At 50.8% G+C, this 15,487-nt stretch carries 13 protein-coding genes; 1 reads left to right on the top strand and 12 read right to left on the bottom strand.

Annotated elements, in window-relative coordinates; translation table 11 throughout:
* Positions 1-7: 7 nt before the first annotated feature.
* The 12 genes from MHB49_RS28205 to MHB49_RS28260 all read right to left on the bottom strand — a co-directional run bounded on the left by MHB49_RS28205 (position 8) and on the right by MHB49_RS28260 (position 13,122).
* Complete coding sequence (locus tag MHB49_RS28205) at positions 8-925, bottom strand: ABC transporter permease (RefSeq protein WP_247899203.1); 918 nt, start codon at positions 923-925, stop codon at positions 8-10.
* Between the two features lie 55 nt (positions 926-980).
* Entirely contained in the window at positions 981-1,913 is a 933-nt protein-coding gene (locus MHB49_RS28210) for an ABC transporter permease (protein WP_405153830.1), read from the bottom strand.
* Between the two features lie 42 nt (positions 1,914-1,955).
* Entirely contained in the window at positions 1,956-3,599 is a 1,644-nt protein-coding gene (locus tag MHB49_RS28215; RefSeq protein WP_405153831.1) for an ABC transporter substrate-binding protein, read from the bottom strand.
* 199 nt (positions 3,600-3,798) lie between these two features.
* Positions 3,799-5,139, bottom strand: a complete 1,341-nt coding sequence (locus tag MHB49_RS28220; RefSeq protein ID WP_405153832.1) for an LLM class flavin-dependent oxidoreductase — start codon at positions 5,137-5,139, stop codon at positions 3,799-3,801.
* Between the two features lie 302 nt (positions 5,140-5,441).
* Entirely contained in the window at positions 5,442-5,717 is a 276-nt protein-coding gene (locus MHB49_RS28225; protein ID WP_247899207.1) for a glutaredoxin family protein, read from the bottom strand.
* Positions 5,718-6,291: 574 nt separating this feature from the next.
* Positions 6,292-7,851 carry a glycosyltransferase family 2 protein gene (locus tag MHB49_RS28230; RefSeq protein WP_405153833.1) on the bottom strand — a complete coding sequence of 520 codons (1,560 nt, stop codon included), beginning with the start codon at positions 7,849-7,851 and terminating at the stop codon, positions 6,292-6,294.
* 57 nt (positions 7,852-7,908) lie between these two features.
* On the bottom strand, positions 7,909-8,673 hold the full coding sequence (locus MHB49_RS28235) for a GT-D fold domain-containing glycosyltransferase (protein ID WP_405153834.1): 765 nt from the start codon (positions 8,671-8,673) through the stop codon (positions 7,909-7,911).
* A gap of 384 nt (positions 8,674-9,057) precedes the next feature.
* Positions 9,058-9,204, bottom strand: coding sequence for a hypothetical protein (locus tag MHB49_RS28240; protein WP_405153835.1), 147 nt, complete (start codon positions 9,202-9,204; stop codon positions 9,058-9,060).
* Positions 9,205-9,483: 279 nt separating this feature from the next.
* The gene (locus tag MHB49_RS28245) at positions 9,484-10,215 is read right to left on the bottom strand and encodes a sugar phosphate nucleotidyltransferase (RefSeq protein WP_247899211.1); all 732 of its coding nucleotides are present in this window, start codon (positions 10,213-10,215) and stop codon (positions 9,484-9,486) included.
* Positions 10,212-10,985, bottom strand: coding sequence for a glycosyltransferase family 2 protein (locus MHB49_RS28250; RefSeq protein WP_405153836.1), 774 nt, complete (start codon positions 10,983-10,985; stop codon positions 10,212-10,214). The genes MHB49_RS28245 and MHB49_RS28250 overlap by 4 nt, the downstream gene beginning before the upstream one ends.
* Positions 10,982-12,109: a glycosyltransferase gene (locus tag MHB49_RS28255; protein ID WP_405153837.1), complete on the bottom strand. Its 1,128-nt coding sequence runs from the start codon at positions 12,107-12,109 to the stop codon at positions 10,982-10,984. The genes MHB49_RS28250 and MHB49_RS28255 overlap by 4 nt, the downstream gene beginning before the upstream one ends.
* A gap of 62 nt (positions 12,110-12,171) precedes the next feature.
* On the bottom strand, positions 12,172-13,122 hold the full coding sequence (locus tag MHB49_RS28260; RefSeq protein WP_405153838.1) for a glycosyltransferase family 2 protein: 951 nt from the start codon (positions 13,120-13,122) through the stop codon (positions 12,172-12,174).
* A 763-nt stretch (positions 13,123-13,885) separates the two neighbouring features.
* Between MHB49_RS28260 and MHB49_RS28265 the strand changes: the two genes are divergently transcribed.
* Positions 13,886-15,451 (top strand): M4 family metallopeptidase, encoded by a 1,566-nt coding sequence (locus tag MHB49_RS28265; RefSeq protein WP_405153839.1) that lies wholly within the window; start codon positions 13,886-13,888, stop codon positions 15,449-15,451.
* Positions 15,452-15,487: the final 36 nt, after the last annotated feature.

Here is a 15,487-nt window from a genome sequence, read left to right on the forward strand (position 1 = left end):
ATAGCGGTCAAGCCGCTCCATTTACTTTGGGGTCCAGCCGATCGCGAATATCGTCTCCAATCAAATTAACCGCAAGTACAAACATGGTAATTGCGAGTCCCGGGAAGGTACAGATCCACCAGGCAACCGTCAGATAACCTCTCCCTTGCGAGAGCAGCGCTCCCCAGTCCGGGATTTCCTTCAACACGCCAAGTCCGAGAAAGCTGAGACCCGAGCCTGTCAGAATGGAGGTACCTACGCCGAGCGTCGCCATAACCAGCAACGGTGACAACGAATGAGGCAGTACATGCTTCCAGAAAATCCGGGCATTGGAGCCCCCAAGTGAACGTGTAGCTGTAATAAAAGGCAAACCTTTAACGGACATAACCTGCCCACGCATCACCCGTGCATATCCCGGAATGGAGGATACCGCAACAGCCAGTGCAATGTTAAGCAGTCCAGGTCCCAACGCTGCCGCGACGGATAATGCCAGTAATACGCCTGGAACAGCCATCAGAATATCGACGGCACGCATGGTGATTGTATCCAATACCCCTCCTGCATAGCCGGCAACAATGCCAAGGGCACTGCCTACAAGACCACCCACCAGCACCGAAGCAAATCCAATCAGCAGGGAATCCCTGCTGCCATGTACAACCACACTGAAGATATCCCTGCCAAAATAATCGGTGCCAAACAGGTGCGCAGCAGAGGGAGCCTGCAGGATGGCATCCGTCATCATCTGAGTTGGATCATAAGGGGCAATCCATCCCGGCACAATCGCACAAGTGACGGTAAACACCACGACCAGCAAAGCTGCGTAAAAGAATAAACGGGATACCGCGAATGAGACGCGGTGACGCAGGGGACGACGGCTCCACAGGCGTAAACGCCCTGTTCTCGCGGTCCAACCTTTTTTGTCACCCACCAATGGTTTCATGCTCATAAGACTCCTCCTTCCTCACTACGCGTTCAGATGTTTCAGACTGTTCCATCCGTCCTCACGTTCGGACTGCACGCCTAACTCTGGGATCAATGTACGCATAAGAGATATCCACCAATAAATTCAACACGACATAGATCATTGCTGTGAAAAAGACTACGCCCTGCACAACAGGCAGGTCTTTGGCCATCAATGCATCCGCGATAATTCTGCCGATACCCTGTCTGGAAAAGACCGTCTCCACCACGACAGTTCCTGCAAGCAAATCACCAATCAACATGCCGATGACCGTCACCGCAGGAATCAGTGCATTACGCAGCGCATGACCGTACATGATGGTCCGCTGTGAAAGACCTTTTGCTCGTAATGCCACGATAAACGGTTCGTTCACCACTTCCAGCATGCTGTTACGTACCATACGTACGATGAAACCTGCACCGACGAGACCCAATGTTGCAGCAGGAAGCACCAATGAACTGAATCCGTCGGAGCCCATCGCCGGGAACCAGCCGAGCTGAACCGAGAACAACAGGATCAACAGAATGCCGGTCCAGAAGGTCGGCATGGAGATGCCAAACAATCCAACAAGCCGGGCGATAAAATCAATCACGCCATTACGATGAATGGCAGACAGTACGCCGAGCGTAATGCCAATGGTTATCGCAATGATTGAGCTGAGCGCGGTCAGCGCCAGTGTGGCAGGGAAATGTTCCAGAATTTTGGGCAGCACCGGGTCGGAATTAATCATGGATTTGCCGAAATCCCCACGCAGCATGTCTCCGAAATAGTTGGCAAACTGGATATAAAACGGCTGATCCAGACCGAGCTGAACCCGCAGGTTCTGAATCATCTCGGGTGTTGCCGATGACGGGTCCAGCATAAGCAGGACCGGATCACCCGGCAGCAGATACATGATGCAGTACACCAGCACCGAAGCTCCCAAAATAACCAGAAGCGATGTAGCAAGTCTTGTCAGTATCGTTTGAACCATACCGGGTCGTCTCCTTCCTGTCTGCATAATTGACGTTTCGTGTTATGGCTGAATCCGAACATCGTTGAACAACGGATACCCAAGTGAATCAAACTTGATACCCTGCACCGACTTGGATGCAGCCACCGTATAAGGGAACACATAGATCGGTAGAATTACAGCCTGCTCGATCAGATATTGTTGAATCTGATTATAGATATCCACGCGTTTATCCTGATCAGTCTCCACCGCTCCCTGTTCGAGCAGTTTATCGATCTTCGGATCAGATAAACCGGATAATGTCGGACGTTCACCTTCTGCACTCGTATGATAGAAGGCATAGAGCGCATTCGGATCAGAATTGACCTGGCTGTTGCCATAGAGATCATAATCCCAGTTCTGATAGATGACCGTAGCAACGTCCTTCGTAATTTCAACCTCAACAGCTATACCCACCTGCTTGAGCTGCTGCTGAATAATCGCTGCAATGTCATTACGTTTCTCCCGGTTCGGCGAACCGTCCACATAATGCAGAGTCAGCTTCTTACCCTCTTTTTCACGAATGCCATCTGCTCCCTTGATCCAACCTTGCTCATCAAGCAGCTGATTGGCCTTGTTGACATCCGGATTGATACTTCCTTCCAGAGAAGCATTATAACCGAGGATTCCCGGAGACAGCGCAGACCACGCTCGTTCGTAGTTGCCCAGATACAGTGTCTTCACGATGGATTCCACATCAACTGCAGATTGCACCGCCTGTCTGACTTTCACATCATCCCAAGGCGCTTTGCGCAGATTGAAGAAGAGGGTATATGGCAAACCAACGGTATTGGCCTGCAGCAATTGCTGGTTCGGATCGTTCTTCAGGGCTGCAATATTTTGCGGCGGAACGGTCTCGGCGGCAAGCACCTGCTTACTCTGTACACTGCCGATGCGTGTTGCTTCTTCCGGTACAATTTTGAACGTAATCGTATCAATATGAGGGGCACCTTCATTTTCAACGGTTGCAGGAGCCCAGTTGTAATCCTTGTTTTTGGCGACAACGATATCCGCATTTTCATCCCATTTCACGAAGGTATACGGACCGGTCCCTACCGGATTTTTACCCAGTTGATCGCCATACTTTTTGGCGGCCGTAGGAGATACAATCCCCAGCAGGGCCTGACTCAAGTTACCGAGAAAAGCTTGTGAAGGCTGTTCCAGATTCACCTTGATGGTGTATTCATCAATAACCTCCGAGGAGCTATAAGGTCTAATCAGGGCAAGGGAATTGGCGGCTTTGGTGGCCGGATCGATCACCCGATCCAGATTGAACTTCACGGCTTCCGCGTTAAATGGTGTTCCATCATGGAACTTCACATCTTCACGCAGTTTGAACGTATAACTTTTGCCATCCTCCGATACACTCCACTCCTTGGCGAGCCAAGGTTTGATGGAGCCATCCGGCAGCTGTACCACCAGATTGTCATAGATCGTTCGAATCGCACGTACGGTTACGGCAAGGCCGCTTCGATGCGGGTCCAGCGTATCCGGCGAGGTGGCGAGTGCGTAGGTCAGGTTCCCACCTTCTGCTTGCCCAGCCGCCTGCTCCCCACCGGAAGCCTGAACTGCACTGTTCGAGTTACCTACCGCTCCGCAACCGGATAATACCAGTACCAATACTGCCGCCAATGCCATATATTTCATCCATGAGATAGACCTGTTCATATAGCTTCCCCCTCTGTGTATACAGGTGTCATTGATTCATTGAATTAATGATTTAATGAATCATAGATTTTTTTATCAACATAACCTATCTGTTAACTTGGTTTTGCAGCATCATTCGGCACTTTCCGCATATGCAATCTGAATAGTTTATCCAGACGCCTCATTCCTTGACTGTGCCGAATTTCAGCTTCCCAGTTTCTTAAGCCTCGGTTCCCACTTGCTCACGGGCAGCCGTGTAACGATTCACGGGAATTTGCACACCGAGATTGCCACGCAATGTGTCATGTTCGTATTCGGTGCGATAGATGCCACGCTCTTGCAGAATCGGAACAACCAGTTCCACAAAATCAGCCAATCCACTTGGCAGTTCGGAATGAATAATGAATCCATCCGCTGCTTCGGCTTCGAACCATTCCTGGATCTTGTCAGCCACCTGCTCCGGTGTGCCAAGGAATTTGCTCTTCGGTGTAGCTGCCCTCAGGGCTACTTCACGCAGCGTCAATCCTTGCTCTTTGGCATCCCGCTTGATTTTGTCCGTACCACTGCGGAAGCTGTTGCTTCCAATGCCATTCAATTCAGGGAATGGTTCATCCAGCGGATATTGGGAGAAGTCATGATGCTCGAAGAAACGTCCCAGGTAGTCCAGCGCTTTATCGATCGTGACCAGGCTGGCGATCTCCTGATATTTCTGTTCTGCTTCCTCTTCTGTCCGTCCAATGATTGGATTGATTCCTGGCAAAATGACGATATCTTGTGTGGAACGTCCATAGGTTGCTGCGCGGGTTTTGACATCTTTGTAGAAGGCCTGTGCATCCTCAATAGAATCATGTCCTGTGAAAACAGCATCCGCTTCTTTGGCAGCAAGGGTCTTGCCATCTTCTGAAGAACCTGCCTGGAAAATAACCGGCTGCCCCTGCTTTGAACGTGCAATGTTAAGTGGGCCCTGTACGGAGAAGAACTCTCCTTCATGATTGAGTGTGTGCAGCTTGGAAGGATCGAAGAAAACGCCGCTCTCTTTGTCTCTTACGAAGGCATCATCTTCCCATGAATCCCACAAGCCCTTAGTCACCTGTAAGTATTCGGTTGCAATCCGGTAACGTTCCGGGTGGGTTGGATGATTGCTTTTACTGTAGTTTTTGGCTGAACCTTCAAGCGGGGATGTAACCACATTCCAACCCGCACGGCCATTACTGATCAGATCCAGGGAACCGAACTGTCTGGCAACTGTGAATGGATCACTGTAGGAGGTGGAGAGTGTTCCAACCAGACCGATTCGTGACGTAATGGCGGCCAGAGCGGACAACAAGCTGATGGGTTCAAATCGATTCAAGAAGTGAGGTATGGATTTCTCGGTAATATAAAGACCGTCAGCGATAAAAACGAGATCGAATTTTCCTTCCTCCGCTTTCAACGTCTGGCGTTTGTAAAAATCAAAATTCACACTGGCATCCGGCTGAACCTCCGGGTGTCTCCAAGTCGTCATGCTGCCTCCGACACCGTGGACAATCGCTCCAAATTTCAAACTGCGCTGAGTCGTCATATTACATTCCGCCTTCCTTGGATTAGGATTTATAAGAAATTTCTAAAGTCCGCTCTGATATGGATTACGAATGAAGGAAATTCAAAAGTTAACTATTCCTATGAGTTTGGTATGTTTTAATTCCACAAATCTTATCACTGCCCCGTACATCGGTCAACAGCGTTACTTATAGAACTTTTCTATATAAGGATTGGATATCTGAATACGAGGATGGATAATCACTTAAAAGTCCCGACTGCTCACTGAAATGACAGTCTTTAGCAGCCGGGAACTACTTGATTCAAGAGATCCGCCACGTCCGGTCAGACTGCTGCTTCATCGGGAAGGGCAAGAAGTTCTGCCAGTTTCTCCAGATCGGGCTCCAGCAATGCTTCATACTTGCCGTCTCCACCCACCTCAATGACAGGTACATGGCGAATGCCATATTTGGCTTCAAGCACATCCCTCAGCACATCGTTGCCTTGCACTTCGATGTTCTCAAAAGGCTGATTGCGAGCCGTTAGGAATGCCTTAACCTCCCCGCAGAAATGACAGCCTGTTTTGCTCCAAAGCACTACTTTTTTCGATGTAGAAGACATCGGCATACCTCCTGATTGATTCATTCTCAGATCAGGGATGGATCACCACCCAGACCATTAATTCCTATCTGTTAAATAAGAATTATGGCTATAAATGTACTCCTCACCTCTTCAAGCGTCAATGGCTCCGCCAATAGAATAAACCTATAAGAAGATAGAAAGATTAAATTTTAAATTTGAAAAGAGCTCTACAAGAGCTCTCTAATTCTTGAACCTATCTCAACCATGTTAAAGACCAGTTTGGCAGAACCGGCATTATCGTTAAGCTGGTCCGGCTGTTTATCCATAGCTCATCGGAGGGTATCAAAGGCTTTTAACAGCAACACATACCTGGCCAGATCCAGCTCATCTTCACTCAATCCGCATCCTTCCGATAACGCTTTTATCTTATGCTATGTCAGGGCCTTCACCATGGAGCTGACACCGCAACAGATGGATGACCTCTCGTTACATCTCATAATTCGTGATATATGTAAAGTTCGGATGCGGAAAAATGTGTAGCGTTACGATACGCTGTACATCATATTCCGCATCATGCTGTCGTGCCGGTATACAAGGCAGCCGAACCCGGTCATTACAAATCTTCGTTCAAGAGCTGGGGAGGAGCAATAATGGGCCAGCCTTCTTCGATCGAACGCAATTGGTTCGCAGATACATGAACGACATGCCCGAATTGCACTCCCCATCGTTCTGCAGCATAAGGGGTTGCAAACTTCCTGCGTTTACTTCCACTGATCTGGTACCATATATCCCGCTCATTCGTCGCGGCAACAATCATGCCTTCCTCCAGCGCATCCCGGCTGCTCTGAACGGGTTGAGCATGAACATGACTTCTTTCCAGGGGCCAGCCCTGTACCTCACCCGCAGATATCAGTGGCTCACCTGCAGGTACGCCGAGCAGATCTGGTTTCGCAACCAGAACGGGAGAAATGCCGCGTGGAACGGGAATGTTCAGCTTGCGTCGCTGTCCACGTATTAGTCGATAAACATCGCCCTTGATATCAGAGATGAAACAGCCTTCCGGGTAAAAGTCCGTGCTGCGTCTCAGCTTATGCGCTACATCGCTGCTGCCCTTGGTGGAAATGCGCTGTCGCAGGTCTGGTGAGTCCATATTACCAAGGGGTGGCGTGTTCTCCTGCTGACTGGGCGACCCATTGACATGCAGCGAGAGCCGGACAGTTTCCGTAACCAGCGCATGAGGATCTCCCCATTTTTGGGTATAAAACTGCTCGTTATCCTTGTTCACGACTACATAATCCTGTTCTCCCAGTGCCTTCATGCTTACACTTCCGTAGTGATGTATGAAAGCATCCCCGGCTACCGCCAGCCTGTATCCCGCCAGCTTCGCCCGAATGATCCAGTCGTCATCTTCAAAGTTACCCACCGCATAACCTTCATCGAGATAACCTACCCGCTCCAGCAATTCCCGTGAGAACAGCCAGCAAAATCCGACCAGCCTTTCGGTCTCACGATGCTTCTTGGCATCCGGACGATTATGTCGGGCAGCAAATGACCACATGTCCTCCACTTCCCTGTACGGGACTTCAATCTGCTGATCTCCGCCAATGTAATTCGTAACCGGACCCACGACGCCCATCTCAGGATGACTGTTAAGACAGGTCATCATGTTTTCGAGCCAGCCCGGGGTGACCAGAGTATCGTTGTTCAGCACGACGATATGTCGACCCCTTGCCATCATCAGTCCATAATTGACCCCGCCAGCAAAACCACGATTCTTATCCAGCGCAGCGACCCTTACCATACCACCTTTGCGAAGCATGGCTTCCGCCGTGCCATCCTTTGACGCGTTATCCACAACAATAATTTCAAAAGGGGCCGGTGTATGCTTTTCAATACTGGACACACATTGGAGGGCATATTCGCGCTGGTTGTACGTCGGAATAATAATGCTTACCCCTTCGAATACCAGCCCGAATGAGCTCTCCCCCTGTCGCACGCCCTCATCATAGCCTTTATGGTAGCCCTGCTTATACAGTTTTGCGTTCTTAGCTGCCCGTTTACCTGAGCCTTGGCGTCTAATCTTCCTTCCACTACGGCTTCGAGCTGAATGCAAAACAACAGTTTCGGATGGCAATGCTTTTCGCTGTTTTGAACGTCTGCCTGATGTGCTCATGTTGCTTCCTCCATTTCCCCTCGTCTGGATATACGTTACGACGCACCAGACCATCCATTAGAGTTGCAGCTCTCCTGTAACCAATTTGTCCGCTAAATGTCCGAAATCTATGGCAACCCGACCGAGTTCACCAGCGATTCGGCGACATATAATGACGGCCGGAATTCCTGCTGCTACAAGTGCGATATCGAACAAGTGCTCCGCAGTCTGCTGCATCACTCTCGGGATATCTGCAACTCCCTCCACTGCATCTATGATGCCTGTCACATGGACGCCGCGGCTGTTCAATAACGCCCCGAGCTCAACAGCGCGGCTTCCAATCACCAGCACCCGGCGTCCCTGTACCACAGGCAACAACAGACCGGAATGGTGAAGACTGTAGTTAATTGTGGAACTGGTCAGATTCAGACGGGACCAATCAATGCCGAAATGGCGTAACACTGGAAATAACAGCCCCTGAAAAGTAGGCGCACGCGAGATGGGAACACCGATCCAATCCGCGCCGCGAATGGCTTCCGCGAGCGCAGCGCGGATGTCCGGGGTGGAGCGCGGCACCCCTGCATAAGGCAGAAACGGTGCCAGCTCCTGCACTTGCTCGCCGGGCAGCACCGTATCGGCTGCCAGGGTAAGCAGTTCGCCATCTCCGAGGCGAACGACGGACAGGGGGCGCTGCGCATCCAGCGCCCCCTGGATGTGGCCAGCCATCTCATACGGGCTGGCCAGCCGGGTCAGGGTGGGCGCATACTGGCGGAATCCCGCCTCGATCAGATCTGCCGCCGCCACGGCAGGCAGAATATGATCAGGCGGGATGTGCTGCGCCACCAGCGCCTCCCCGCCCGCGAATACGCCGTCGCGGAAGCCCTCGGCGTAGCCGCCCTCGGGCGCTGCTGCCGGCTGCGCAGGCGCAAGTGCCCTTGCGCTGCCAGCATGCGCGGCAGCGCTTCTCCGCCCCGCGGGCGCGACACCACCGTGCCGGTGTGTCGCTTGCGGGGGCGGGGCCAGCACCGCTGGCAGGCAGCGCCAGAGGCGTGCCGGCTCGCGGTGCTGGCCCAGGCGCACGCTGCGCAGCCGTGCGCTGTTTGGCGCGGGCGCCTGCGGCCCGCCCGCCCCGCGGGGCAGCATGCCCGCGGCCTGCAGCGGCGCGCTTGCCCGCTTTGGCTCGCGCCCCTTTGCTGCCGCGGCTCATACCTGCACGCTCGCCTGCTTTCACACGTATGCCTGAACGGCCCCGTCCTTCGCCAGTTTTTGCTCCCTTTTTGGTTCGTGCTCCTGTGCTCCCCACTTGCCTTTTACCGATGCGTCCGCCGGATTTGCCTTTTGGCTCTGTATGAAGGTTGCGCTCCATTCCTGCAAGTTCCACACCTTCCTGCTTCGTACCCTTGTTTCCCCAATCACGATTTGAACTCGCTTTGGGCTGCACCCCCATAAATATTTTCCAGGAATCGGCATGACCGCCCGGTGTCTTCTTCCTTCCCAAATCGCTGCGTTTTGCTACTCTCACGGCATTCCCTCCCTTGGCATGCACGAGGAGTGCCGCCGCTGCACAAAGCGCCGGAGCATACTTCCGGCTCCGGCGCAGATTGTTCTGCTCTCATGGGACCCTTCACAGCGGCAGCATCAGGCGCATATATTTTAGGGCAACTGACCCTTCATGCGGATGGCTGCTTCCTGAAGCGATTGGAACGTCCCTGCATCACTCCAATATTTTTGCAAAATATCGTATTCCAGTCCTCCAGCCGCTGCATAATGATTGTTCACGTCCGTAATTTCGAGTTCGCCGCGTGCAGAAGGTGCAATGTTTTGAATAAGATTGAATACATGGTCATCATACATATATATGCCAGTAACACAATAAGAGGTCTTGGGATCACTCGGTTTTTCCTCAATGTATGCGATTCGTTCCGGATGCTTCGGATCAAACACCGGCACCCCATACCGCCGTGCATCATCCACTTCTTTAAGCAAAACACGAGCTGTTCCCGCGGGCTGCTGCAAATACCGATCCACATAAGGCTTCAGATCGTCGCTAAACAGATTGTCACCCAGCAGTACAACAAATTTCTCTCCGGGAAGGATAAACGAAGTCGCCAGATCCAATGCTTCGGCAATTCCTCCTGCCTTCTCCTGAATCCGATACGTGAGCTTGACGCCATGATCTGCGCCACTACCCAAATACTCCGTGTATAACCCAGCGGAATGTTTGTTGATCACGATCAATATCTCTTCAATGCCTGCCTGGCGGAGTCTGTCGATGCCATACATAATCATCGGATGCTTGCCGACTGGAATCAGATGCTTGTTAATCAGCCGGGTCAGAGGGTACAACCGTGTTCCTGTTCCGCCAGCAAGAATTACACCTTTCATTCCACTATCCCTCCTTCATCAGATGTCTCAATATAGTTAAGGGGATCGACATGCCATTTGCTGATAAAAATGGATCGATTACGCTCAAGCAACTGTTTCCATGCTGCAGGATCGGTCTTCAGAAAACTCGCACTGCCTCGATGATGTACCAGAACATCCCCGCAGACCAGTAAACGATACCCTTTCTGGCAAGCCCTGTAGCAATAATCGTCATCTTCATAGTGTCCCGGCGAATAGACTTCGTCAAGCACACCAATGTCATCCATCACACTTCGCCGCATGAGCATGCATAAGCCAACAATCCGTCTGACTTCCTTCCATCTGGAGGAATCGACTATATTGTTGGCAGCAGCCAGTTCCTGAAAATGTGCCATGTCCCGGAACTCAACCTCTACCTGCTGGATGCCACTTGCATAGTTGGTCACTGGTCCTGTAATGCCAATGTTTTCATTACTGTAGAGGGCTGATCGCAGATTTTCAAGCCAGTGGGAGGTAACTGTAACATCATTATTCAGCAGCAGCAGTTCATCACCGCATGCTGCGCGGAGTCCTGCATTGCATGCAGCAGGGAAACCCCGATTGTCGGGTAAACGGACAAAACGAATTCGTTCCCGGGCACAATACGCTGCCGTTCCGTCAACCGAACCATTATCCACAACGATGATTTCATAGGACATATGAGGATCGGTATATTTTCGAATGGCATCGATACATGGCTGCAATAGATCCAGTCCGTTGTACGTGGGAATAATAATACTGGTCAGTGTCATCTGGCGTTCCTCCTGTAGGCCACTTCAGCACGGGAAATGGCTCGGCCTGCTTGTGACGAATTGCCGCCCATATCAAGCCAGGCCGCAATCGCCTCCAGATGGTCTCCAATAATCAATCGGGCAACTTCGTTACCGCTGCCCGTATTGGTGGAACGCAAACGATTGGAACGGATGACATCCACTTGACTGGGCGCAGTCACTTTTAATCCGTGCTGAATGGCCAGACTTTGCGCCTTGGGAGGAACGGCCAGCGCCTCCGGTTTTACAATCTGGATCATGTTACGCGAGAGAGCGTGAGGTACGGCTGTCAACGAATTGGAACCCAGGTCCGAACGGTTAAGCACACGGTTGAGATAGGCTTTGACCCGGCTTACTTCATCCTGGCGGGCAAATGGAGGTAAAAGGGATGAAAGATTGTTCAGTGCCACATCATCCCCCCGATCGACAGCATATAGAAACGGGGCGAGCTGCTCTGCCGGGACGACCATATCCCCATCCACAAAGAGAAGTGTCTCCGCCCCTGTCATCTTGGCCCCCAAAGCGCGGCCTACATCATGTCCCGTCCGGTCAGGTTCATATACCAACGTGATACCAGGATGTTCAAGCACCTGTGCCAGACTGTTGTCCGTTGTTCCATTCAATACCACAACGATATCTGTCAGCGGCAGCCGTTTCAGTTGTACAAGGACTTGCCCCAGCGTGAGTTCCTCATTGCAGGCACAGACGACTGCAGCGGCAGGTTTATTCAGGGCAAGTGGAATGATATTCAATGAACGCCCCGCAGCTTGAGCATAACCCTGCATGAATGCTTTTCCTGCCTGCATTACAGCAGGATAACCCCTTAGCTCCGCTGAGATCGCTGCCTCATGAACCTGCCATGTTGAACGTGCATGTTGTTCAAGGGAATGTTCATTTTCCAACGCATGGCGTCCTGCTCGTTGACCTGCACTGAATGCTTCATGCAATACGGACTTGTTTGCTGCAGACCTACTCGCTGCTGAACTCTTTAGCGGTGATTTAGTCAGGTTTCTCCTGCCTGTAGTTATGGTTCTGGTTCTTGTGGTTATTGCGGTTCGTCTGCCTGCTGTCCGTTGACGACCGATGCCCCCTGAACGCCTTTTCATTTCCTCACCTCCAGCATGTCGCCCCTTTTGACGAGGTTTCTTTCTTGTTTTAGGCAACATGCTCACCTCGTCAGGCTGCGAACACGCTGCAGATCGGAATGTCCTCCGCGTGGGCCAAGTGTATCGGTAATCCACCTGACGGCTGTCAGATGATCATTCCATACCACTTGACTGAGCGGGTCAGGTCCGCTTCGTTTCTTGACTCGAACTGCGTTCATTTTGCCTACTGGCACATGATGAACGGCACGCACCTTTAACCCGCTGGTAACCGCCTTTGCATGTGCCAACGGTGGAATCTCCAGTGCGTCCGTACCAATCACTTCAAGTGCCCTGCGACTTAATGCATGCGGAATGGCTGTCATGGAAGCGCCTTGCAGATCAGGTCTGGCGAGCATGCTGTTCAGCGCATGTTTGGCCTCTACCACAGGGTGAACAGGGATACGTGCCACCGGTCCGTTATAATCATTAAGCGCCACATCCGTCCCATCCAGAATCGCTCGCACATAAGGCGCGAGATGTTCTGCCGGAATTGGAATGTCTGCATCCGTGAACAACAGCACCCTGCCACGAGCTGCCGCTGCACCGATTCTTCTGCCTCCATCATGTCCCAAAGCTTCGGTATAACGAAGCACCTGTGCCCCCGCCCGTTTTGCCGCTGCTGCCGTCCCATCCGTGGAACCATTCACAATAACAAGCACTTCAGCATCACGGCATATCCGCAGTGCCTGACGGACGACTGCACCGATAGTTCGCTCTTCATTCATGGCAGGTATAATGACCGAAAGCAGTGGGTTATGCGAGTCCGTCGAACCTTGTGCGAGTGTCTCTCTCATCGCATGCTCAGCTTCGAATGCTGGCAATTCCGTTTGCTCCACGGGTGGAATCACGTACTTGTAGGCCTTTGTACCCTTTTTGTAAGCAGATTTCAAACGACGCTTCTTTAATTGCGCTTTTCTTTGTACCAGCTTCGATTTGGCTGCAACAAAAGCTGTATTGCCGCGTTTTTGCAACACAGTCACCTCCCGGGTGTACATCATCGCCATGCAAAGGGAGTACACGTTATTCTATGTATTCATGGAGCAGTGGAAACGGCGTATGTCCTTGAACCGTGCAGGTTCTGTCTGCCACCAGACTCAGTCAATCCATTTATTCAGACAAAATTCGTCAACATTTGTGAAATCTGCTACGACTCCCCTACTTCAGACACAATTTCAAAAGAAATTTAAAATTGCATCTTTTCCAAACTTTTACATTGTGATAATATACGTTGCAAGCAGAGTGAATTTACAAAAAAATCCTAACGATGAACATATGTTCCCTTTTAATCTTTTTTATTTCAGTTAATTGACCTTAGGTTGATTATGGATGCAGGCTGATGCAAAGTAGACTGTATTTGCTTTGTTGCATGTACCTTGAGAGGAGTGATGCCGTTCAATATGTAACTCAGGTTTTATTATGTGAACCCGGAACGAACACCCCGGCTCCGTAAGAACATCTTCTGCTTCGCAAGTGGACAAGACCCCTGGCTTCTGAAATAGGAACCACAATGAACGATTAAGCCTCATGGCTGAATTGGATAAACGGTACTCCTTTGACACGCCCAACCACAGGCTTACAGGCTCTGCCGAATTTGTTCCTTATCGTTTCTTTGTCATATTCCACGTTTCAGATTCAGCCCCACACTCCGCGCTGCCCAAGTTGCAGACGGGACTCCAACCGAGATTGGCATAATCATGTGTTTTCCAAAAAATCATATTGAGAATGGGAGAGTTTACTATGAAATTTGCTAAAGTTATGCCAACAATTCTTGGAGGAGCTCTTTTGCTCGCTTCCGTATCTTCTGCTGCTGCAGCTCCATTGTCTGATCAGTCCATTCCATTGCAGGCCCCTTATGCCTCCGAGGAGGGTATCCAGTTGAACAGCGGTTCTGACGAAACGATCTTCAATTTCCTTGGACAACAGGAACAATTCCTGAATTCCGACGTGAAATCCCAACTCAAAATTATTAAAAGAACTACCGACACCTCTGGTGTACGACACTTCCGACTGAAACAATACATTAAGGGAATTCCAGTCTACGGTGCCGAGCAAACGATCCACTTAGACAAAACAGGCCAAGTTTCATCTGCACTTGGAGATCTCCCACCAGTTGAAGAACAAGCCATCCCTAATGACGGCGTCGCCGAAATCAGTGCAGAAGATGCGATCAAAATTGCATCGGACGAAGCCATTTCCCGCGTTGGAGAGCTTGGCGAACCACAGAAAACCCCTGAAGCCGAATTGAATATTTACCACAATGAAGAGGACAACCAAACCTACCTTGTTTACATTACCGAAGTCAATGTGCTTGAACCAGCCCCATTGCGCACCAAATATTTCGTGAATGCCGTTGACGGCAGTATCGTATCTCAATATGACATCATCAACTTCGCAACAGGAACAGGTACAGGTGTACTTGGTGATACCAAAACCCTTACAACCACTCAATCCGGCACTACCTTCCAACTGAAAGATACTACTCGCGGCAAAGGAATCGAAACCTACACCGCAAGCAATCGATCCACCATTCCAGGTGCTCTCCTGACGGATTCCGACAATGTATGGACCGATCGTGCCGGAGTAGATGCCCATGCCTACGCTGCTGCCACGTATGATTTCTACAAAAACAAATTCAACCGTAACGGTCTGGACGGCAACGGTTTGCTGATCAAATCCACGGTACATTACGGCTCCAACTACAATAACGCGTTCTGGAACGGGGTACAGATTGTATTTGGTGACGGAGACGGTACAACCTTCACTTCCCTGTCCGGTGATCTTGACGTCGTTGGTCACGAATTGACTCACGGTGTCATTGAAAACACAGCCAACCTGGAATATCGCAATGAACCGGGCGCATTGAACGAAGCCTTCGCGGATATCTTCGGCAACACCATCCAAAGCAAAAACTGGTTGATCGGTGATGACATTTATACACCTAACATTGCAGGCGATGCACTGCGCTCCCTATCCAACCCTACCTTGTATGGACAACCTGACAAATACAGTGACCGTTATACTGGAACAGCTGACAACGGCGGCGTTCATACTAACAGCGGCATCATCAACAAAGCGTACTATCTTGCCGTTCAAGGCGGCACGCATAACGGTGTGACTGTAACTGGCATCGGGCGCGATAAAGCCATTCAAATCTTCTACAGCACACTCGTGAACTATCTGACGCCAACATCCAAATTTGCCGCGGCAAAAACAGCCACCATCCAGGCAGCCAAAGATCTGTACGGTACAACTTCCGCTGAGGTTACTGCGATTACCAAAGCTTATCAAGCTGTAGGACTGTAAAAATCCATTAGTTGTTGAACTCATATTCAATCGTTC

The organism is Paenibacillus sp. FSL K6-0108 (assembly GCF_045040695.1).
GTDB classification, from domain to species: domain Bacteria; phylum Bacillota; class Bacilli; order Paenibacillales; family Paenibacillaceae; genus Paenibacillus; species Paenibacillus pabuli_B.